The sequence below is a fragment of the Myroides sp. C15-4 genome (assembly GCF_050522745.1).
GTDB lineage: Bacteria > Bacteroidota > Bacteroidia > Flavobacteriales > Flavobacteriaceae > Flavobacterium.
The window spans coordinates 1-20,806 of the sequence record NZ_JBMVQX010000003.1; the positions used below are offsets into that span (position 1 = coordinate 1).

Genomic DNA, 20,806 nt, shown 5'->3' on the forward strand with positions numbered 1-20,806 from the left:
ATACTCAAGCGGCCAACGAGGACGGACTGTAAATCCGTTGGGAAACCTTCGCAGGTTCGAATCCTGCTCTCCCCACACCAAAAAAAAGCCTTCTAATACAAATTAGAAGGCTTTTTTTATTTCGTTTCGAGTGGTTTGTTCGTTACTCGTTGCGCGGTTTGCTTGTTGCTCGTTGCGCGGTTTGCTCGTTGCTCGTTACGCGGTTTGTTCGTTGCGCGGTTTGTTCATTGTTGGTTGTGTCGGTTCTTAAACTATTTACCATTTACCTCCCATTTCCCATTTCCCATTTCCCATTTCTCACCACTCACCACTCACCATTCACCATTCACCATTCACCACTCACCATTCACCATTCACCACTCACCATTCACCACTCACCACTCACCATTCACCATTCACCACTCACCACTCACCACTCACCACTCACCACTCACCACTCACCATTCACCACTCACTCATCAATAAATCAATTGAAATTCCCGATGTACGGCTGCGATATCCCGTAAATCAAATTCCGTTCTCTGTTCCTCCAGCATACGTTGTAGTACATGGTTAATCAACCTACTTGCTTCTCTAGCACAATCGCTATAGGCGTCGTATTCTTGAGATTTCAACAGCAAAACCAAGGCTGCAAAGAGTTCACCCGTACCAGGTGGATCAAGAGGCACGTAGTTTACCATTATTCGGTCATAAGACTCTTTTTGTTTTACTATAATCTGCAATGTATCCGTTGCCTCTGCAAATCGACAGCCTGTAACTAACATATCTTTGTGTTGGAGTACGGGGTGATTCGCTATAGCATCGATCACTTGTTTTTCTGTGCTAATCTTTTGTTGTACTAAGGTTTCCATTTCAAACTGATTGGGTGTCAACACATCCGCTAAAGGCAGTAAATACTGCACAATAGCGTTGGGGACTTCTTGGTTGACGTACAATCCTTGGGGTTGATCTCCCATCACGGGATCGCATAGGTATACAATAGTCGGGTGACTTTTTTTAATCTGGGTAATGAAATCTGCTGTTCGTTCTACCAGTGCAGCTGAACCTATATAGCCCGTTACGATGGTCGATACCTCATCGAGTATATTCAACTTCAATATACCATCCAATACTTCTTGAAATAAGGTTTCGGGTAAGAGTCCTCCTCCTACCGTTGGCAATCCATAGCGATTAGATAGTACCACCGTGGGAACGGAAATCACATCCTGCCCTGCTAGTTGTAAAACAAGGGACGTGGTATTGCTTCCCACATAGCCGTACGCCACTTTACTGTGAATGACAATTGTTTTTTTCTGCATCATATTATACCTACAAAAAATTAAACTTCTTTTTTACCATTACTCGGCAGTACTTACTTGTTTTTCTTTCACTTCTTCGATTGCTTCGATCAATTGGGTGCTGATAAACACCAATTCTTCTTCGGTCAATTCTGTGTGGATGGGTAACGACAAGACACGCGACACCAGATATTCTGTGTGCGCTAGCTCATACTCACGATCTTGTAATGCGGTAAACATTTCTTGTTGATGACAAGGAACGGGGTAGTAAATCATGGTGGGTATACCTCGTTCAGCCATGGCTTGATGTACTGCATCCCGGTCTACGCCTTCTAGGATCAAGGTATATTGATGGTATACATGGTGGCTATAAGCAGGTTCAAAAGGCGTTTTAATATGTTTATTATTCGCAAACACCCGATTGTAAAACGCAGCTACGGCTCTTCGTTTATCGCAATACTGGTCTAAATATTTGAGTTTTACATTTAAAATAGCGGCTTGTATGCTGTCTAATCGACTATTCACCCCAATAATTTCGTGATAATAACGTCGTTCTGACCCGTGGTTGCAAATTTTTGTCATTCGCGCAGCTAATTCATCCGAGTTGGTCATAATTACTCCACCATCGCCATAAGCACCTAAGTTTTTAGAAGGAAAGAACGACACACAACTGATGGTGCCTATTGTTCCCGTTTTTCTAATCCCATCATCTGTAATATAATTTCCTCCAATACTTTGCGCATTGTCTTCTATGACTGCAATTCCGTGGGCATTCGCTAAATCCATAATCGGTTGCATATTGGAACATTGTCCATATAAATGAACGGGAATGATGACTTTAGTCTTGGCCGTAATAGCCTGTGTCAAACTTTCCATGTTGATGGTGAACGTATCGGGATCTACATCTACAAATACGGGTGTTAATCCCAGTAAGGCAACTACTTCCACTGTAGCAATAAATGTAAATGAAGGAGTAATCACTTCATCTCCAGGTTTTAAATCCAGTGCCATTAGGGCAATCTGCAACGCATCTGTTCCATTTCCACAAGGAATTACGTGCTTTGCTTTGGTATACGCACCTAAATTAGCAGCAAAATTCTTCACTGCTGGACCATTGATAAAAGCCGTACTGTCAATCACTTCTTTGATTGCTGCATCTATTTCGGTTTGAATACTTTGATACTGTCTTTTTAAATCTACCATTTGAATTGTACCCATCTGCTGCTTCTCTTTTTTAAGTTGTCAATACCGCCCTTGATTAGCGAAGCAGGTATTGCTTGTCGCTTCATCTGAATGGGCTTTCTATTTATGGGACAAAAGTAGTCGTAATATGGCTCCTACAAGCATACCAGTTTTAAACTTTACAATAGTCCAGTTAACTTATTTTATACGATAATTCTTCTTCATTTTCCCTAGACCTTTATCCAATAAAAAAATACCTCGCAGTCAACAACTACGAGGTACAACTAGATAACAAATCAGACATGCACTCCCTTTTGCTTGGGCTTTTATGTAGCAGTCAAGCTAAAGCGACTTAGCAAAGACTACAGCACAAACATGGGATAATTTTGCATCAAATGATGAACTTCTTCTTTAATTTGACGGTGTTTTAAAGCGTTGTCTTTATTTTTCAATACCTCATCAATCAATTCGACGATTGCATACATTTCTTGTTGTTTTAGCCCACGAGTAGTCACGGCTGGTGTTCCAATTCGAATACCTGAGGTAATAAAATTGGATTGAGAATCATAAGGGATCATATTTTTATTGAGCGTAATACCCGCTTGTTCTAAAACCAATTCAGCTTCTTTTCCAGTGATTCCTTTCGCACTCAAATCAACGAGCATCAAATGATTATCGGTTCCTCCAGAAACGATGGAATATCCTTTCGCTAAAAAGGCATCTGCCATGGCACGGCTATTCTTTTGAATTTGATGGGCATAGGTGGTAAATTCATCCGTTAGAATTTCGTTGAAAGCCACTGCTTTTGCCGCAATTGTATGCATAAGTGGTCCCCCTTGATTACCAGGAAATACAGCAGAATCAAGTACAGATGACATCATTCGGACTTCTCCTTTTACCGTTTTAAGCTGCAGGGGATTCTCAAAATCTTTTCCAAGCAAGATTACCCCTCCACGAGGGCCACGTAGGGTTTTATGGGTAGTCGTGGTGACGATGTGACAATGCGGAATCGGATCACTCAATAATCCCTTAGCGATAAGACCAGCAGGATGCGCCATATCTGCCAACAAAATCGCCTGTACACTATCGGCAATTGCTCTAAAGCGCTTGTAGTCAATTTCTCTTGAATAGGCACTCGCACCAGCAATAATCATCTTTGGTCGCTCTTTTAAAGCAATCGCTTGTATCGCATCATAATCTAATAGCTGGGTAACGGGGTCTACGCCATAAAAAACAGGCTCATATAATTTCCCGGAAAAATTTACCGACGATCCATGAGTCAAATGCCCTCCATGGGTTAGATCAAAACCCAATATCTTATCCCCTGGCTGTAAACAAGCAGAGAAAACAGCAAAATTGGCTTGAGATCCCGAATGCGGTTGTACGTTTGCATACATAGCCCCAAAGATTGTTTTAATGCTCTCTATCGCCATATTCTCCACTAAATCTACATATTCACATCCACCATAGTACCGTCTCCCTGGGTATCCTTCTGCGTACTTATTGGTTAAAATAGAACCGTTTGCGCGTAGAACATCTTCACTGACAAAATTCTCAGATGCAATGAGTTCCAGCGATTCGCGTTGACGTGTTTCTTCACGTTTGATTAATTCAAATAAAAGCTTGTTGTTGTTGTTAATCATAATTACTGCATTACGTTGTAGTTAAACAAATCCAAACAGTCGAGATAGCACCTGCTTGTGTCAATTTGACCACAAAAGTAAGGCTAACATGGAGTATTAGAATGACACAGATTCACAATACTAGGTAGTCCAGTTTTATTTTAAATTTACAACTTAGCGCATTTGCAATTATTCAAACTTATTTATCTTTGGCTGTCTTTTAAATCAATAAGGAATATGAGAACGAAATACAGAAGTAAAGTTTCTTCAGCAACCAAAATCCTATTTCTAATCCTAGGCGTGTCTAGTTTTATTGGGGCCTTTTTTGCTGGAACTTGGTACATTTGGTTGATCGCCATAATCGTAGTAGTGATGCTCACTGATGTATACTATCAGACCTATTATGAAATTGACAGGACGCAAAATAACTTACACATAAAAGGAGGCATATGTGTCACTAAAAACATTCCCATACAAAGCATTCGCAAGATAGAAGAATCAAAAAGTACAGTCAGTGGACCGGCTTTATCTAATCAACGTTTAGAAATTTGGTATAATACTTTTGATAGCATTCTAATTTCTCCAGAAAACCAAATCGACTTTATTGAGCAGATTCAAGAAAGCAATCCTAGGGTTGTATTCCTTCCTAAAAATAAATAATCATTTAGCAAGTACTTCATTTTTTACAACCGAATCTTTCACTCCCAGCGTATTCTACAATAACACTGAAGTTTTCTAAACTAAAGTAACGGAATCTGTATTTCGTATGCATACACCACAACGCGCGGAATCAAATTAGTTCATTTTCCTTAGGACTTAGTGCGCATAGTAAGTTGAAAATCACTCGGTCGTATATTGACGAGTTGTTGAAAGGTATTGCTAAAAGCCGCTATACTGGAATAACCTACTTCAAAGGCTACTTCACTTACGTTTTTATTAGTCTCCATCAATAATTCCATGGCTTTGACCATGCGCAACATCTTGAGATATTGTAAAAAAGAGAGATCCAAATGGGTTTTGAACAAACGAGTTAACGAACGCACACTATAGCCAAATGTTTCAGCTAAATAATTCAATGTTAACGATTCTCCTACATTCTGATGCATAAAATCGACAATAGCCAAGAGCTGGGGATCTGTTGTTGTTGGCAATTGAATAGAAAAAAGCCTTCCAGGATCTTGCATAATGTAATGCTTCATCGTCGTAAGAAATTCATAGGCCCAAGTATCAGGAAAAATTACGCCTTTCCACTGCCTAGCATACACCAGCATCTCATACATCAAATGGCTCACAGGATAAATCCCCAATTTCTCCATAAAATGATACTTGTGGTCCATTTCTTCCTCATGAAAATAGATGTTGAGTAACACAACCTCCGTTGTATTTGACTTTACATTGTGGATGGTTCCCTTGGGAATCCAAACGTAATGTTGAGCAGGAATATAGTATTCCCTTTCCTTCGTTTTTAGATAGGCAATCCCTCCAGATACTAATAATATCTGACTTTTGTTGTGCTTATGCGGGGGAAAACGATGCTCCAATTGCTCTCGCATAATGTAAATACTCTTCGGATATTGATCAATATCTTTCTCGGCTTGTTCTAGGATTTTCATATTGGCTAAAATAAGTAAAATATTGGCTTGTTATATAAAATACTTAGAATCATTCTAATTTAATTTTGTACCAAACAAATGTTAGAAACAATGAAACAAAGTCAACACCTCGCCTTTTTGCTCTTTTTTATCCTGGGTTGTCATACTATACTCGGACAAGAAAATGTGGAGTCTTCCCCTGCGTTTGATTTACAAAAAGTATGGCAATACACGGAGGAAAACTATAAAAAACTAGCGTTAATTCGCTTGCAAACCCAGCAAAAAAAAGAAGATATTAAGCAGACACAAAGCAGTAAACTACCAACAGTACAACTAGATGGCCATTACAGTAAACGCTCGGATATGCCGTTATATGAAGACGGATTTCTCCATCAACCAACCGTAGTTCCTCTTAAGTCTACACAATACGGCACTTCTTTGTACACCGATATTACCCTATATCAAGGGCAGCAAAAAAACAGAGCTATTCAAATACAAAAAGTAGAACTAGCTTCCTTGCAAATTGCCTTAGTCCAATCAACTGCAGAAGCTAAAATAGCAAGCACCAAATTATTTTTCTCCTTGGTCCTACAGCTGCATTATCAGACACTCGTTGAAAAAGAAATTGCACAAGATCAAAAGCAGTTGAAAGACATAAACAGCTTGTATCAAAACGGCACTGTCCTCAAAAGTGATGTATTGCGTGCAGAGGTAACACTTTCCAATCATCAGATGTTGTTGAAAGAAATTGAAAACAACCTTGAGTTAGTGGTTCAGCAATTGAATCTGTTTATGGGAAGAGCTGCTTCCGATCCCCTTGTCCCACTTTATCCTGACTTGGACAAGCTACCCTTGATCGCAACGTATGAGGAAAATTTAGATCAAGCGCTACAACAAGCCTATGCCATTCAATTGGCGGATCACGACATTCAAAAAGAAGAACTAGCACTAAAGCAAATTAATGCCACACGACTGCCTAAGCTCTCGCTTTTTGCTGACTACGGATTGAGCTACCCTCAAAACAAATCTTACCCTTATACACAAGCGCTCTACGGACTTGGACAAGTGGGACTAAAACTCAGTATTCCTCTATCGAATATTTACCATACCAAGCACAAGAAGAACAGCCAAGCGATTGAGATTCTACAGCGTCAGGTAGACAAAGAAGATCGAATTGATCAGGTAAAAAACGAATTGCAAACCTACTTTATCAAGTATCAGGAGAGTTTAGACCGCATTGAGTTAGCGGAGAAAAACATTGTACAAACAACAGAAACCCTGCGTATTATTCGCAATAGTTACTTCAATCAACAGGCGTTACTCATCGACTTATTAGATGCGGAAACACAAGTTTTACAAGCGCAATTTAATCGTACTAATGCGAAGATCAACGCCAAAATTGAATACTATCAAATCCAAAAAGTAATCGGTAATTTATAAGTATCATCATGAATAAACATACAACAAAAACAGACCATATCATTTTAAAAGGCACACAGATTATAGCCTTAGTTATACTCGGCGGACTAACCATTTACGGTTTACTTGCCAGTATCGAATACATCAAATACGAATCGACCAATGACGCTCAAGTGGAGCAATATGTCAATCCGATTAACAGCAAAGTAGGCGGTTATATTCAGCGCATTTACTTTGAAGAGAACCAATTGGTTCAGGCTGGAGATACCCTAGTAGTCCTAGACAACCGTGATTATGGTGCTGTGCTTTCTGAGACAAGGGCCTCTTTAGAACAGGCACAAGCGCAATTATCTATTTTGGATGCCAACATCTATACGCTCCAAAGTCATGCGCAAGTAGCCAAAGAGCAAATCAAAGTAGCTCAGACCAAATTAACCAGACAACGACAAGAATTTCAACGCTATGCTAATTTACTTGCGGAAGAATCGACAACTCAACAGCAGTTTGACAATGTAAAAACCGCCTTGGACATAGCAATATCCGAACATCAAGTAGCCCAAGACAGCTACCAAGTGGCGCTTGCTAAGATTGAAGATGTCAAAGCACAAAAATTAGCAGCAACTTCTGAAATTAAAAAACGAGAAGCCTCGTTGACCAAGGATCAACTCAATATGGGCTATACTGTAATTAGCGCGCCTTATAAGGGTCGAATTGGAAAAAAAACCATTCAAGAAGGGCAATTAATCCAAGCGGGCCAAACCCTATCTTTCATCGTCAATGAAGAAAGTGGCAAGTGGATTGTTGCCAATTTTAAAGAAACCCAAATCGGAAAATTCCATGTGGGGCAAGTGGCTCGTATTACCTTAGATGCCTTTCCCGATACGGAATTTCAAGGTGAGATTGAATCCATCTCCCCTGCTACGGGTTCACGCTACTCCTTATTACCTCCCGATAATGCAACAGGAAATTTTGTGCGCATTATTCAACGCATTCCTGTACGCATTAAACTGACAGAAGATTTATCTACACTATCCAACCTATCAGCTGGAATGAATGCCAATGTTTACATCGATAAAATATGAAAAAACTACCACTACCAACCTTCAAAACCTGGGTGCCCGATTACCTCATTCGCGTGACCATTTTCTTACTGTTGTTTCCTGCCTTAGCTGTATTTGCTTTTTACTACAGCAATACAACTGAAACCATGGGGTACTACGGTATTGAACCCGGTGATGTGCAATATTCCGTCTTGCTGATGTACGGGGCATTGGTTTGTTTTTTGCCTTTAGATGATCGTTTGGTGAAGTACTTTACCCTGCGCAACTACTTGATGTTAGGGGTAACGATAAATACCGTGACCTATGTAATCTGCGCCTTGAGTAGAGATCTCACCGTGTTTTTTGTTTGTCGCTTTATTCAAGGAGCTGTTTGTGCCCTCTTTTGTAGTATTTGTTTGAATCTCTTATTTCCAAGATTAAACTCCGCTAGAGCAAGAGTAATTGGCTATACGATTTTCTATGGTACCCTATTGGTCTGTGTTCCACTATGTGCCATTTTATGCAGCTATCTGCTGCAATCCTATCCCTTTGAGTTTATGTGGTATTTGCTAATTTTACTGCAAATACCAGGCACAATACTCCTATTGGTGACCACCAACAATGTACACCTCAGACCCAAACTCCCCCTCTACCAAGTAGACTGGATAAGTTATATTTATTTTTCCCTCATTATTTGTTCTATAGGTTACATCTTTGTGTATGGACAAAAACTCAACTACCTAGAACACCGTCCGTTGCGAGTATTCACAGGACTAACGATTGTATCCATTGTCTTATTTATCCTGAGACAATTGCGCTTAAAACGTCCTTTTATCAACTTAGGCGTCTTTCGTTACCAAGATTTTTGCTTGGGTATTTTACTGCTGATGGTGTACTATTTTTTTAAGGGAACAACGGGATTTGCCTATACCTATCTACAAACATTAGGAGTCGAATCCATTTTCTTAACGCCGATTTACCTCAGTAACCTCATTGGTATTTTTATAGGGCTCCTCATTACGTCTCGTTTATTACTCCATGGAACATCCATTAAGTATCTCGTTTTAGGTGGTTTTAGCTTGTTGCTGATGTATCATGTACAAGTTTATTTTCTATTCTCCAATCAAGGAGATGTAGATCATTTTATCCTGCCTTTTTTCATTCAGGGAATGGCTATAGCAGCGCTGCATATACCACTCATTGTGTACACCGCAGCTTCTATTCCACCAGCTATTGCCAATGCTGTTTCTTTTTTGGGTATTAGCTTTCGATTTTTGAGCTTCTCTGTCACCATTGGATTGATCAATTACTTTCAACTATTTACAAAAAGTGTACACTACAATCGAACCGCCGAATATGTATCAGCCTTAAATCCCCTACATGAACAGACCCTCCATCAAGTGCAACAACAAATTCTACTAGATGGAAAGGACCCTACTTTAGGTGTACATTTAGCAACGAAACTGTACAATACCCATATCCTACAACAAATCAGTTCTCGTGCTTCGATGAACTATTACAGCTGGATGATTTGGGGATTACTCGGAGTGATCCTACTGGTTTTACTAGCCAAACCCACAAAGAAAGTCATTACTCGATTGAGTAAGAGTTTTATTCCGTATTGAATGGGAAATGGTGAATGGTGAGTGGTAAGTGGGGAATGGTGAATGGTGAATGGGAAGTAGTGAGTGGTAAATGGCACTACTCACTACTTACCATTTCCAAAAACTATAAAGCTAATGAAGCAGGACCAAACTCCTCAAAGAAAATAGTTGTTTTGTCTACTTTTTGCTCCACCAGATACTGGTAGTGTTTTTCAATAAATCCACGCGGTCCACAAATGTAGTATTCAGCTTCTTGCGACAAGATATCATCTTCAATTTGCGCCAATTCTACCCAACCTTTGTAAGTCGCAGGAGTAGATTCTGCTGGATTATCGTAAAAGATATGTTGTTTTAACTGGGGGTAGTCTTTTTCTAAGGCTGCCACGTATTGTTTAAAAGCGTGCACTTCTTCACCTCTACAACCGTGAATCCATTTCACTGCGGTTTCCTTTTCTTGTTGGGTAATGGATTCTAACATCGCTAATAAAGGAGTCTGCCCTACACCTCCACTGATGAATACTTTGGTTTTTGCTTGAGTGTCTTGCAAGACAAACACACCCGAAGGAGAAGAAAGATCCACTACATCTCCAGCTTGAATCACTTGATGTAGGCGATTGCTGATCAAACCATCTGGATGTTGACTACCCGCTTCTTTTTTCACCGAAATGCGGTAGTATCTTCCATTAGGTGCACAGGAAATACTGTATTGTCGAGGTTGCAAGAGATTTAATTCGGGTAAGAAAAGACGCAAACTCAAGTATTGTCCCGGTTTAAAGTCTGCAATAGGTCCTTGATCTGCTGGATACAAATAAAACGAAGTGATCTCACTTGATTCGACTACTTTTTCTTTAACTACAAAAGGTCGCCAGCCTGTCCATCCTCCTTTTTCATTGACTTTTTGATTGTAGATATTTTGCTCATGTCCACTCATCAAATCCGCTAATTCTTGATAAGCAACCGCCCATGCGCCTAACAAATCATCTGTGGCCAATTCTCCTAATACTTCTTTGATTGAAGCTATTAAATGCTTTCCTACAATAGCATAATGCTCTGGACGAATATCCAAACTCGTATGTTTATGACCGATGGAATCTACAACGGGAAATAATACACTGGGATCTTCAATGTGCTCTGCATAAGCCAATACCGCCATCGCTAAAGCCGTTTGTTGTTTTTCATTTTGTTGATTTCCCATGTTAAACACGTGTTTTAACTCCGGATTATGAATAAACATACGTTGATAAAAATGTTTGGTTAGCACCACGCCATGGGCTCTTAAAATGGGAACAGTTGATTTTACGAGTTCTTTTTGCTCAGTTGTCATTTGATTTTAGTTTTAAATTATAAAATAAAAGAGGTTTTTATCCTTTAATTAGCTACACCAATTTTCATTTGGTAGCGCTCTGTTACAAATAAAAGATATTTTTATCCTTTATTCAAATAAAATGAACTAAAAATTTTAAATTCTTTATTTTATTTATTCAAGGTAAAGTGTCCATCGATAAGTCCTTGGTTGAATTGACCAATAGACGTCGTTTTTAAAACATGGGCGAGATTATCTCTAATCTGCTTAAAATCATGATGTAAAGGACATGGATTTGTTTCAGAGCAGTAGCTCAATCCCATTGCACAGCCAACGAATAATTCTTTGCCCTCAACAGCTTCTACGATTTCAGCCAACGGGCGATTAAAATCTTCTTTCTCGAGATAGAATCCGCCATTGGGTCCCTTTGCAGATTGGATGAGCCCTTCTCTGCTTAATTTTTGTAGGATTTTAGCCAAGAAGTGTTCAGGAGAATTGACTTCTTGAGCAATTTCCTTTATGCCCGATTTATACCCTTGCTCACTTCTTTTAGCAATGTATAAAACCGCCCTTAAAGCATATTCACAAGTTTTTGAAAAAATTCCCATAACTTCTTATATCTAGTGTTGTGTATTTTGTAAAACAAAGGTAGGATAAATCTTCTGTATTCTATCCATAGTACGAACAATTGCCTTTGGTTTCAAGGTCTTTTTATTTCAAGTATTTAACGAAGTATTTCGGCACTTCTTCATAGCCCTGCCTCAAATAGAATTCGTGTGCTTTTTCTCTTCTGCTATGGCTGTGCAGTTCTATTCGATCACATCCCATTTGCCTAGCTAAAGCGGTAATATAATCCTCCATCTGTTTTCCGATTCCCTTGCTTCTTACTTGTTCATCAACAGCAAAATAACTGATCCGCATAAAATCACCGCGTACGGCCAGTTGTGGAATACAATGCAATGAAATAAACGCAACCACTTGCTCCTCCTCTTCTACTACCAACAATTTTTCTTGTGCACTTTGGCTCATTTTAGCAATTTTAGCAGCTAAAAAGTCCAAGGTTTCGGGGTATCCCATTTGGGTTAAGAGATCAGCGACAAGAGCTGTATCTTCGACTGTCATTTTTCTAATTTGCATTCTTGTATTTTTTATTCTTGTTCAAATGAAAGCAATGTTCCGTCTTTTTTAAATTCGATTGCATAGCGTGCGCGATCAGTTGAAATCGTGCGTGGATACCAGCGAATCCGATTCTTTCTCGTTATGACATATACTGTTAAATCGGATGTATCACCGCCAATCTCTTCTACTTTTTGCTTGAGTGCTTCATATACATTATGGGCGTGTACAAAGGGAATTTCATCTAAAGATACTAAGTCTTGTTGAATGTTATCGCGTTTAGATAGAACAATTGGCTTTGGTTCATGCCACTGTTCATTAGCATAGTAGTATTCATCGACATAGCTGGGATTATCTGGATTTTGTACTTGAAGCAATACGCGATAATTATCGTAAAAATGAATGGATTGATACACGTAAATCGGCCTATCCTTAAACTGAGGCAAAGCGCGTAAGGCGTCTTCTACCGCTATTAAATCCTCCGGATGTGCAGCAAATTGCGTTTTGTTCGTCGGTTCAACGGCAATCACTTCCTTCGTTGGTTCCGCTACAATATCCTCCTTTACCTCAGGAGTTTCGACTGTGGTTTTACCCTTTTTCGTATCTTCGATGGATTGTAAGAAATCCGAACAAGAGCTCATTCCTATCAACAGGAACAACAAAATACTCCATTTTAAACTCATTCTTCTCCTAATTATTCGTTAGTTAGATCTGCTTCAAACATCACGTTGGTCTTATCTTGTGGATCATAAAAAACAATCCCCTCCTTTTGCATGTGAAGAGCCCCTAGCTCAATCAAGGACACTATTTTTTTGATTTTCGCCTGTTGTTCCATGCCGCTCTGATCAACATAAACCACCGTAAATTCAACTTCTGGTTGTTCATTGATATAGGTTCCCGTTTGTTTGAGTTGAAGTAGCTGTGCTACCGCTCGTTTACCTTTAAACTTCAATGCGAGACTCGACACGCCTATATTCAGCTTCTTAAAGATCAAAAATTTAAAAACTAGATAAAAAATACCACTGAATAGAATCAAAAACAGCGCACTACTCACTAGTGGATGGGTAATAGAAAGAAAGCGCCAACCATAACCACGGCTCTCCAATTGATAGGAAAAGACATAGTAATAGCTAACTCCCCCAACCAAAAGCAACCACAGCATGAAAAAGATAACATTCACTTTTCCCTTGCTTCCTTCTACAATCACATAGGGTTGTTGCGTAAACGTTGGATCCACGCGAAGGTGAATGATTTTCCCCTCCATAAATCGTCGTTTTTCGGGTTGACTATCACGCACTTCCATCTGGTGTTGAATGGATTCCTGCTCCAAATTACGCAGCGATAAAACGATGTTCTTCAATGCATCATTTCCTTGAAAAACTGTACTCCCACTCGCCTGTACTATACGTGCCTCTAATCGCTTTCCCGTTCGATTAATTTTGTTGATGTTCCACTTTCTCTGAAGCGTATAGCGATAGACAATACGCAATAAAACTAGCCATATTCCCATCCACAAGACGAGACTAATTCCCAATAAAACGAGAGAAGTCGTTGGGTTTTCATGCTCTAAATACCGATTAGGATATTCGCTGCCATAATAAATAATAGCTGGGTGACCAAAAATGAAATACAGGAAAAAAAGCAGCCAAAAAAGGCCAAATAATTTACGCATAAGAGTAATTTTTTGTTGACGTTTTTTCGTGTAAGGTGGTGGTGAATGAGGCGCGAAACGCAGGGCTTTTTTGTTAGTTGCTTTTTGCCCGTTGTTGGTTGTTTTTTCAAAAATACAATATATTGGAAAATGAGGGTGATTTTTTTTGTTTTTTTTGTTCGTTGCTCGTTGCTCGTTGCTCGTTGCTCTTTGCTCTTTGCTCGTTGTTGTTTGCTCGTTGCTCGTTGTTCGTTATCTAGAATAATTTTATCAAAAGACAAAGAGCAACTCCTAGATTCATCGAACACTAGAACTTAAAGGAAAAGGGAGATGAGAAATGAGAAATGAGAAATGACGCACAACGCACAACAAATCGTAGCGTAGCGAAAATCGGAACGAAGTGGAGATTCATCGAACACTAAAACAAAATATAAAATCAGTGAGATATATTCATTGAACACCAGAACTTAAAGGAAAAGGGAGATGAGAAATGAGAAATGAGAAATGACGCACAACGCACAACAAATCGTAGCGTAGCGAAAATCGGAACGAAGTGGAGATTCATCGAACACTAGAACTTAAAGGAAAAGGGAGATGAGAAATGAGAAATGAGAAATGAGAAATGACGAACAACAAATCGTAGCGTAGCGAAAATCGGAACGAAGTGGAGGTTCATCGAACACTAAAACAAAATATAAAATCAGTGAGATATATTCATTGAACACCAAAACAAAATATAAAATCAGTGAAATAAACCGCGCAAAGTGCAAAGTGCAAAGTGCAAAGTGCAAAATACAAAATACAAAGTGCAACGAGCAACGAGCAACGAGCAAACAACAAAAGCCCCCCCCTTACTCTACCTCAAACACGGCTTGAATCGACACACTAGACCCCAAAGGCAATGAACTTGCGCCTCCTGTATTTCGCGTATGTTTTCCCTTTTCGCCAAATACTTCAACGGCGAGATCAGAAGCTGGATTCATCAAAATGGCATGTTGTATATACGTATCTACGGTATTAAAAGCACCAATTAGCTGCACACAGCGTTTTACTTTGTTTAAATCTCCACCAACGGCATCCTTCAAAATCGCTAAGACATTGAGCATAGTCACTTGGGTTGCTGCTTTTACCTGATCTTCATCCACATCAACGCCTAATTTTCCAGGATTGAATATTTTCCCATCTTTTAAAGCTACTTGATTGATGAAAACCAAATTTCCACTTCGCGCATACAACTCATAATTGCCCACGGGTTGAGGGAGATTGGGTAGTTCAATATTTTTCTCTTGTAACACGCGATTCACATCTACCTTTTGTGGGTTATTTCCTACTGTATTCTTTGCCTTTTGTGGACCTTGTTTTTTACTTCCTTTCAGAGCTACTGCTACTCGAGCCAATTTCTCCCCTTGGATTTGTGCCAATCGGCGTTCGTCTGGAGTAGGTCGTTCTACCTGAGCCAGAGAAACAGGACTTGTTATCCCTAAAACGGAATGGCCTTGTACAACAGTTTTATCAATCGAATCAAATCCACTAATTCCATTGGGTACCAATAGCATACCGTGAACGGCTAAGGTATTCCAAAACGCTTGCAAGGCCAATTCATTCGCTGCACCACTTCCACCCGACATAAAAACGGTTGTGGGTATTTCTTCCAAGGCGCGTTGGGTCCAAAGGTCTACTGTTTGCGCTAAAAAGGCGCTCATTCCCGTACTGATATTGCCAAAGTAAACAGGAGAACCAAAAGCGATTCCATCATAAGCGGATAATTCACCTACTGTAACCATTGGAATATCCTTTAACAGCGGATGATCACTCGCTTTTACTTTTTTAATGATGGCTTGTGCACCTGGTTGTTGATTCACACCTTGTGCAATTTCTTTTGCCAAGGCATAGGTTCCTCCCTGATCAGAATCAATGAGAACTAAAATAGTTGCTTGCTTCTCTTGTGCCATACTGCTTGATGTAAATAAAAATAGAAAAGTTCCGAAGAGGAACAGTGTGAGTTGTTTCATGTGTATTTCAATTTTATAGAAACAAAGGTACATTTGCTTTTTTTATTAACTTTGCCAAAAAGTATATGCAAAACGACACTCCTAAATGTGGTTTAATCGAACAAAAACAAGGGGAATATACGGATAACCTCGCTATTGACGCCTACTTTTGGTATGTTCAAGATTGGAAACACGATGCGTATACACATGTGCATCAACGCGGTCAATTAACCTATGTAGAGCAAGGATATCAATACTTCCACCTCGGAGCAAAAACCTATTTAGTACCCAAAAACCACGTGATTTGGATTCCTTCCAATCAAGAACATCGCATTAGTTCAGAAGCACAAACGGTTCATTTGAGGGTGGCACTCTTCAAGACTGTTCCCAATCTTGCCTTTTTTCAACAGGTACACGTTTTTTTAGCACCACCTGTATTAAAGGAAATGCTATTGTATGCCAGCAAATGGAATCAAGTAGTGGACGACAACCCTGAACAAGCGCTCTTCATTCAGGCTATTCTGCGCAATTTACCTGAATTTTGTCAAGAAAAAGAGTCCCTTCATATTCCAGTACCCTCACATCCTCGTTTATTAAGCGTCTGCAATTACATCAATGCACATTATAACATCACGTGTAAGGTGGATGAACTAGCGATGCTTGCTCAACTATCTACTCGTAGTTTGCAACGCCTCTTTAAACAAGAAACAGGTATTACCCTCCAAAAATACACCCAGTTAATTCGCATTCTAAAAAGCATCGAATTACTTGACAAGCAAGAATATACCCTAAGTGAAATTGCCATTCAAGTCGGGTATAAAAGCCTTTCTGCTTTCACAACCTCCTACCATACCATTATGAAAAGCTCCCCGCGTCGAAAATAAAAAATCCCGTTTATTTCCCTCCAATACAGTTATACTACTGCTTTATTCACAAGTCTTTTTGCAAATCAATTGCACTTTTTTACCTACTTTGTTTGTAAGCGATTGGTTTTTACTTAATTTAGCGCATATATAAAAAAAAGATTATGAAAAAACTCAGCCTATTATTTAGTATTATGCTTACGGCATTCGCTTTTAATTCTTATGCACAATCTCCGATCAACGTGGGAATTAAAACGGGATTAAACTTCACTGATTTCTCGAGTAATCCGAAAGAGTACAGCACGAAAAATTCTTCTGGATTCGGAGTTGGAGCTATGGCGCGTATCAATATCAGTCGCTCGTATATCCAAGCAGATCTAATGTACACAGAGAAAAGTATTAAATTTGAATCTGCAAATGGCGGTAGTGATAAAAAAACACTAAAGAATATTGAAATCCCAGTAGTTTATGGGTACAAATTATTAAAAAGTCCGTTATATAACGTAAGACTTTTTGGTGGAGGTGTTTACTCTGTGGTATTAAACAATTTATCCAAAGGAGCTGTAGATGAGGCTTTCAACGAATTTGACAAATCAAACATCGGATACCGCGTAGGTGCTGGGGTTGATATTTTAAAATTCACAGTTGACGTATCGTATGACGGTGGTTTAAGCAACATCAGTAAAAGTTTCTCATCAAAACCGAATACCTGGTTTATTGCAGTAGGATATAAATTCCTTTAATTCCTACTTTTACAATATAAAAAAGGCTATTGCTCGATATTGCAATAGCCTTTTTTTGTGTTTACATTTAGGTAAGTCCATAGTGCCTCTATTAAAAACAGGCTTTTTAATAGAGGCACTATGGACACATACTAGAGGGATACTAGAGGTAGCACAACGATAATACCTACTAAACGGGTACAACCTAAAAACAACCCATTTGATCTATCTAAAAAGCATCCTACGACTGTAGGTTGTAATTGTCCTTTTGTATTGGTTTATAGATCGAATTCGATGCCTTTGGTTCACTCATCAAGTGTTTCTACGCAAACTATAGTTTTACTTTAAATTTTTATTATTTTTGTGCTATGCAAAAGAACATCAACATTCTAAATAAAAGAGCTAAGTTCGAATACGAAATCTTAGATAAATATACTGCTGGAATTGTACTGACCGGTACAGAAATTAAATCCCTGCGACTAGGTAAGGCTAGTATTGCGGAGAGTTTCTGTGAGTTTCAAAATTTAGAACTCTTTGTCATCAATTCACATATTGAAGAATATGCAAACAGCAGTCACTTCAATCACAAAGCCAAAACAGAGCGCAAACTGCTCTTGAATAAAAAAGAGTTAAAAAACTTACATAAGAGTGTACAAAACAAAGGATTAACAATTATTCCTTTGCGTTTATTTATCAATGAGAAAGGTTTAGCCAAACTGGATATCGCCTTGTGTAAAGGAAAGAAAAACTACGACAAACGCGAGACGATCAAAGATCGAGATAATAAAATAGCCCTAGATCGCTTGAAAAAAGCGTATTAGGACGGCGACTAAATTACACAAGCATCCAAACAGGGATGCTTTTTTTATACGACAACCAAAAAACATGAAAAAGACGCTACTATTAACCTTGGGATTGCTGGTTTCTACAGCAGTACTAGGTCAACACACCTCAGAAGAAGAAAAAGGCATTCCGCCTACTATGGGACCCGAAAGCAAAACCAATCAGTATTCCAACAATAAAATCGGTACGGAATACGATTTTGTAATCAACGAGCAATATGCACCGATCAAAACGATTCCTTTAGACCAAGATGCAATCCTGATTTACGACTACGATGGTACACTGAAATCCTTCAATCTAAAAACACAAAAAATCAACTGGAACTTCAAGGCATATGATTCGATTGTCACCTACGCTCGCAATAAATTGACTCTAGAAAATGGCGTTGTGTATATTCCCTTTCTCAACGGCGAACTCTATGCGTTAAACCACAAAACGGGTGAGGTATTTTGGGAGGCTAAAATTGGGCTAAAAAACAGCGAATACAACAAGATGATGATCAACCAAATTCCAGTAATCCACAACGATTTCCTGTACTTGGTTACCCAGTATGAAAACAGCAACATCTATGCTTTTGACAAAAATACAGGCCATCATATTTGGAACTACAAACTTGAATTTCCCTACAATCACATGCCTGTCCTGTACACCAACAACAAAGTTATTGTTCCCAATGCGGGCTATGTGTACAACTTTGACGCTGAAACAGGAAAAGCACACTATGCTAGAGGGTTTAAAAGAGGCATGTATTCTAAACCTGTGAGCGATGGAACACGTGTTTTTATTGCAGATTTAGGGGCCGAACTCTTTGCATTACATCCTGATAACTTAGATATTCTATGGCAAATGGATTTGAAGGAAGGAACAATTGGACATAAGATGGCCTATGTAAACGATCAACTGTTGGTGGGAACAAGTCGTTCGTTCTACTCAATTAACCCCAAAGATGGCGCTGTCATTTGGCAAACAGATGTGACTTTTAAAGAACAAGCAGACCGACGCTTTGAACTTAAACAAATGGAGGTTTTTAACAACAAAATATACGCCTATAACAACAAGAGTACCTTCTTTATTGTCAACCCCAAAAACGGCAAAATTGAAAAGGAAATCGACCTGCAAAACACGCCAATTTCCAATATCGAAATTCAAGATGATACCTATGCTTTCTTCTATTGTGAAGTAGGTTTGGTTCGACTGAACCTAAATACAAATAAAGAAGAATTACTGTATATCCGCTCTTCGATTCAAGATAATCCCAAAGAGAACTATATTAAGCTGGTTCGTTAGTCTTTATGGTTATGGGTTATGAGAAATGGGTTATGAGAAATGGGTTATGAGAAATGGGTTATGGGTTATGAGAAATGAGTTATGAGAAATGAGTTATGAGAAATGAGTTATGAGAAATGGGTTATGAGAGGATTTTTTCAATAAATAAGAAGAATTTCTGTTATAAGGAGGTTTTGTTGTTTGGCTTTTGGTGTTTGTTCTTTGTGCGGTTTGTTGTTCGTTGTTCGTTGTGCGTTGTGCGATGTGCGTCATTTCTCATCTCCACTTTCCAATCTCCCATTTCCTCTAAGTTCTGGTGTTCGATGAACCTACACTGCGTTTCGGTTTCCCATTTCCCATTTCCACTTTCCAATCTCCCATTTCCTCTAAGTTCTGGTGTTCGATGAATCTACACTTCGTTTCGGTTTGCTCTTTGCTCTTTGCTAGGTTTATCTCATCTAGTTAATATTTCATAAGAGAATCTTCTTTTTCAACTAGATATAATGAATCAAAAGCCAAAAGCCGAAAACCAAAAGTCAAACAACAAAAAAATCACAACTTACAGTTATTCTGACAACCAAAATTAAAAACAGCCTGAATCATGAGATAAGCAGCGGGTATGAGCAAAAGCCATATGCGGGCATCTACGGCTTGAATTAGCAATAAGAGAGCAAGTCCTAAGCGGATATAGCGCATAGGCGTCCATTTTTTAAAGTAATTCACTACGGTATTCATCTTATTTCTATTTTATATGTACCTCAAAAATACTTTTATTTTTTTTGGTCTACTGTAACAATTGTTACTGTTGATCCTCATTAGATCGACTAGATTTGTTTCAAACAAACATCAAATAGATTCGTTATGAGAAAAATGCTAGGGACGATTGCCGTACTACTGAGTACAACAACAATGGTAAATGCGACACACCTTGTGCATCCAACAAGTGTATCAACAGCACAAGTAACAACAGGAGACAAATACGCGATTTTAGTTCAATCGACTAAAAACTTACGCGCTTCGATTATGACTGCTTCAGAGATGAAACAAGCCAATCCAGCAATTGCTTTCGAAATTGTAATTATGGGGCAAATGGTACAGGAATTAAACGACAGCGACTTGCGTTCAACCTTAGATGCGGCCAATAAAGCGGGAATTAAGTTAGTGGTATGTGAATTTGCACTACAGGTTTACGGTGTAGCTCTTCAGGACTTGCCTGCGTATTTTATTGGGACGCCAAATGCGCATAAGTACTTATTTCAATTAAATGAAAAGCAGTACAATACCCTTTCCATCTAAAATAAACAACAAATCAGCA

20 protein-coding genes and 1 tRNA gene are annotated in these 20,806 nt (G+C 38.9%); 10 read left to right on the plus strand and 11 right to left on the minus strand.

All coding sequences use genetic code 11. The features are described from left to right. Window positions 1-75, plus strand: a tRNA-Tyr gene (locus tag ACPDHL_RS01870). A 383-nt stretch (window positions 76-458) separates the two neighbouring features. Here ACPDHL_RS01870 and pdxY read toward each other — a convergent pair. The 3 genes from pdxY to glyA all read right to left on the minus strand — a co-directional run bounded on the left by pdxY (window position 459) and on the right by glyA (window position 4,102). Further along, window positions 459-1,298, minus strand: coding sequence for a pyridoxal kinase (gene pdxY, locus ACPDHL_RS01875; RefSeq protein ID WP_430531105.1), 840 nt, complete (start codon window positions 1,296-1,298; stop codon window positions 459-461). A gap of 39 nt (window positions 1,299-1,337) precedes the next feature. Continuing rightward, a complete protein-coding gene (locus tag ACPDHL_RS01880) occupies window positions 1,338-2,495 on the minus strand; it encodes a DegT/DnrJ/EryC1/StrS family aminotransferase (RefSeq protein ID WP_430531106.1) in 1,158 nt (385 codons plus the stop codon). Between the two features lie 326 nt (window positions 2,496-2,821). Further along, complete coding sequence (glyA, locus tag ACPDHL_RS01885) at window positions 2,822-4,102, minus strand: serine hydroxymethyltransferase (protein WP_430531107.1); 1,281 nt, start codon at window positions 4,100-4,102, stop codon at window positions 2,822-2,824. Window positions 4,103-4,318: 216 nt separating this feature from the next. Here glyA and ACPDHL_RS01890 point away from each other — a divergent pair, with 216 nt between their 5' ends. Then, the gene (locus tag ACPDHL_RS01890; RefSeq protein WP_430531108.1) at window positions 4,319-4,741 is read left to right on the plus strand and encodes a PH domain-containing protein; all 423 of its coding nucleotides are present in this window, start codon (window positions 4,319-4,321) and stop codon (window positions 4,739-4,741) included. Window positions 4,742-4,890: 149 nt separating this feature from the next. Here ACPDHL_RS01890 and ACPDHL_RS01895 read toward each other — a convergent pair whose 3' ends face one another. Further along, a complete protein-coding gene (locus ACPDHL_RS01895) occupies window positions 4,891-5,694 on the minus strand; it encodes a helix-turn-helix domain-containing protein (RefSeq protein WP_430531109.1) in 804 nt (267 codons plus the stop codon). 90 nt (window positions 5,695-5,784) lie between these two features. Here ACPDHL_RS01895 and ACPDHL_RS01900 point away from each other — a divergent pair, with 90 nt between their 5' ends. Genes ACPDHL_RS01900 through ACPDHL_RS01910 form a run of 3 tightly spaced genes read left to right on the plus strand, consistent with a single transcriptional unit; the run spans window position 5,785 to window position 9,757 of the window. After that, complete coding sequence (locus ACPDHL_RS01900; protein WP_430531110.1) at window positions 5,785-7,113, plus strand: TolC family protein; 1,329 nt, start codon at window positions 5,785-5,787, stop codon at window positions 7,111-7,113. Window positions 7,114-7,121: 8 nt separating this feature from the next. After that, window positions 7,122-8,174, plus strand: a complete 1,053-nt coding sequence (locus tag ACPDHL_RS01905) for an HlyD family secretion protein (protein WP_430531111.1) — start codon at window positions 7,122-7,124, stop codon at window positions 8,172-8,174. Beyond that, on the plus strand, window positions 8,171-9,757 hold the full coding sequence (locus ACPDHL_RS01910) for an MFS transporter (protein WP_430531112.1): 1,587 nt from the start codon (window positions 8,171-8,173) through the stop codon (window positions 9,755-9,757). The genes ACPDHL_RS01905 and ACPDHL_RS01910 overlap by 4 nt, the downstream gene beginning before the upstream one ends. 103 nt (window positions 9,758-9,860) lie before the next feature. On the opposite strand, the gene hmpA is transcribed toward ACPDHL_RS01910, so the two are convergent. The 6 genes from hmpA to ACPDHL_RS01940 form a co-directional block, all read right to left on the minus strand. Beyond that, on the minus strand, window positions 9,861-11,060 hold the full coding sequence (hmpA, locus tag ACPDHL_RS01915; protein WP_430531113.1) for an NO-inducible flavohemoprotein: 1,200 nt from the start codon (window positions 11,058-11,060) through the stop codon (window positions 9,861-9,863). A 149-nt stretch (window positions 11,061-11,209) separates the two neighbouring features. Next, entirely contained in the window at window positions 11,210-11,647 is a 438-nt protein-coding gene (locus ACPDHL_RS01920; protein WP_430531114.1) for an RrF2 family transcriptional regulator, read from the minus strand. 103 nt (window positions 11,648-11,750) lie between these two features. Beyond that, window positions 11,751-12,176, minus strand: coding sequence for a GNAT family N-acetyltransferase (locus ACPDHL_RS01925; RefSeq protein ID WP_430531115.1), 426 nt, complete (start codon window positions 12,174-12,176; stop codon window positions 11,751-11,753). A gap of 11 nt (window positions 12,177-12,187) precedes the next feature. Then, the gene (locus tag ACPDHL_RS01930; RefSeq protein WP_430531116.1) at window positions 12,188-12,838 is read right to left on the minus strand and encodes a hypothetical protein; all 651 of its coding nucleotides are present in this window, start codon (window positions 12,836-12,838) and stop codon (window positions 12,188-12,190) included. 11 nt (window positions 12,839-12,849) lie between these two features. Beyond that, window positions 12,850-13,827 (minus strand): hypothetical protein, encoded by a 978-nt coding sequence (locus ACPDHL_RS01935; protein WP_430531117.1) that lies wholly within the window; start codon window positions 13,825-13,827, stop codon window positions 12,850-12,852. Between the two features lie 830 nt (window positions 13,828-14,657). After that, a complete protein-coding gene (locus ACPDHL_RS01940) occupies window positions 14,658-15,818 on the minus strand; it encodes an Atu1372/SO_1960 family protein (protein ID WP_430531118.1) in 1,161 nt (386 codons plus the stop codon). A 65-nt stretch (window positions 15,819-15,883) separates the two neighbouring features. On the opposite strand from ACPDHL_RS01940, the gene ACPDHL_RS01945 reads away from it, so the two are divergent. The 4 genes from ACPDHL_RS01945 (at window position 15,884) to ACPDHL_RS01960 (ending at window position 19,512) form a co-directional block, all read left to right on the plus strand. Next, on the plus strand, window positions 15,884-16,681 hold the full coding sequence (locus ACPDHL_RS01945) for a helix-turn-helix domain-containing protein (protein WP_430531119.1): 798 nt from the start codon (window positions 15,884-15,886) through the stop codon (window positions 16,679-16,681). Window positions 16,682-16,824: 143 nt separating this feature from the next. Continuing rightward, the gene (locus ACPDHL_RS01950; protein ID WP_430531120.1) at window positions 16,825-17,403 is read left to right on the plus strand and encodes a porin family protein; all 579 of its coding nucleotides are present in this window, start codon (window positions 16,825-16,827) and stop codon (window positions 17,401-17,403) included. Between the two features lie 347 nt (window positions 17,404-17,750). After that, complete coding sequence (smpB, locus tag ACPDHL_RS01955) at window positions 17,751-18,203, plus strand: SsrA-binding protein SmpB (RefSeq protein WP_430531121.1); 453 nt, start codon at window positions 17,751-17,753, stop codon at window positions 18,201-18,203. A 64-nt stretch (window positions 18,204-18,267) separates the two neighbouring features. Then, window positions 18,268-19,512 (plus strand): PQQ-binding-like beta-propeller repeat protein, encoded by a 1,245-nt coding sequence (locus ACPDHL_RS01960; RefSeq protein ID WP_430531122.1) that lies wholly within the window; start codon window positions 18,268-18,270, stop codon window positions 19,510-19,512. Window positions 19,513-20,043: 531 nt separating this feature from the next. Here ACPDHL_RS01960 and ACPDHL_RS01965 read toward each other — a convergent pair. Continuing rightward, window positions 20,044-20,226 (minus strand): hypothetical protein, encoded by a 183-nt coding sequence (locus ACPDHL_RS01965; protein WP_430531123.1) that lies wholly within the window; start codon window positions 20,224-20,226, stop codon window positions 20,044-20,046. Between the two features lie 126 nt (window positions 20,227-20,352). Here ACPDHL_RS01965 and ACPDHL_RS01970 point away from each other — a divergent pair, with 126 nt between their 5' ends. Then, window positions 20,353-20,787 carry a hypothetical protein gene (locus ACPDHL_RS01970; protein ID WP_430531124.1) on the plus strand — a complete coding sequence of 145 codons (435 nt, stop codon included), beginning with the start codon at window positions 20,353-20,355 and terminating at the stop codon, window positions 20,785-20,787. Window positions 20,788-20,806 lie beyond the last annotated feature (19 nt).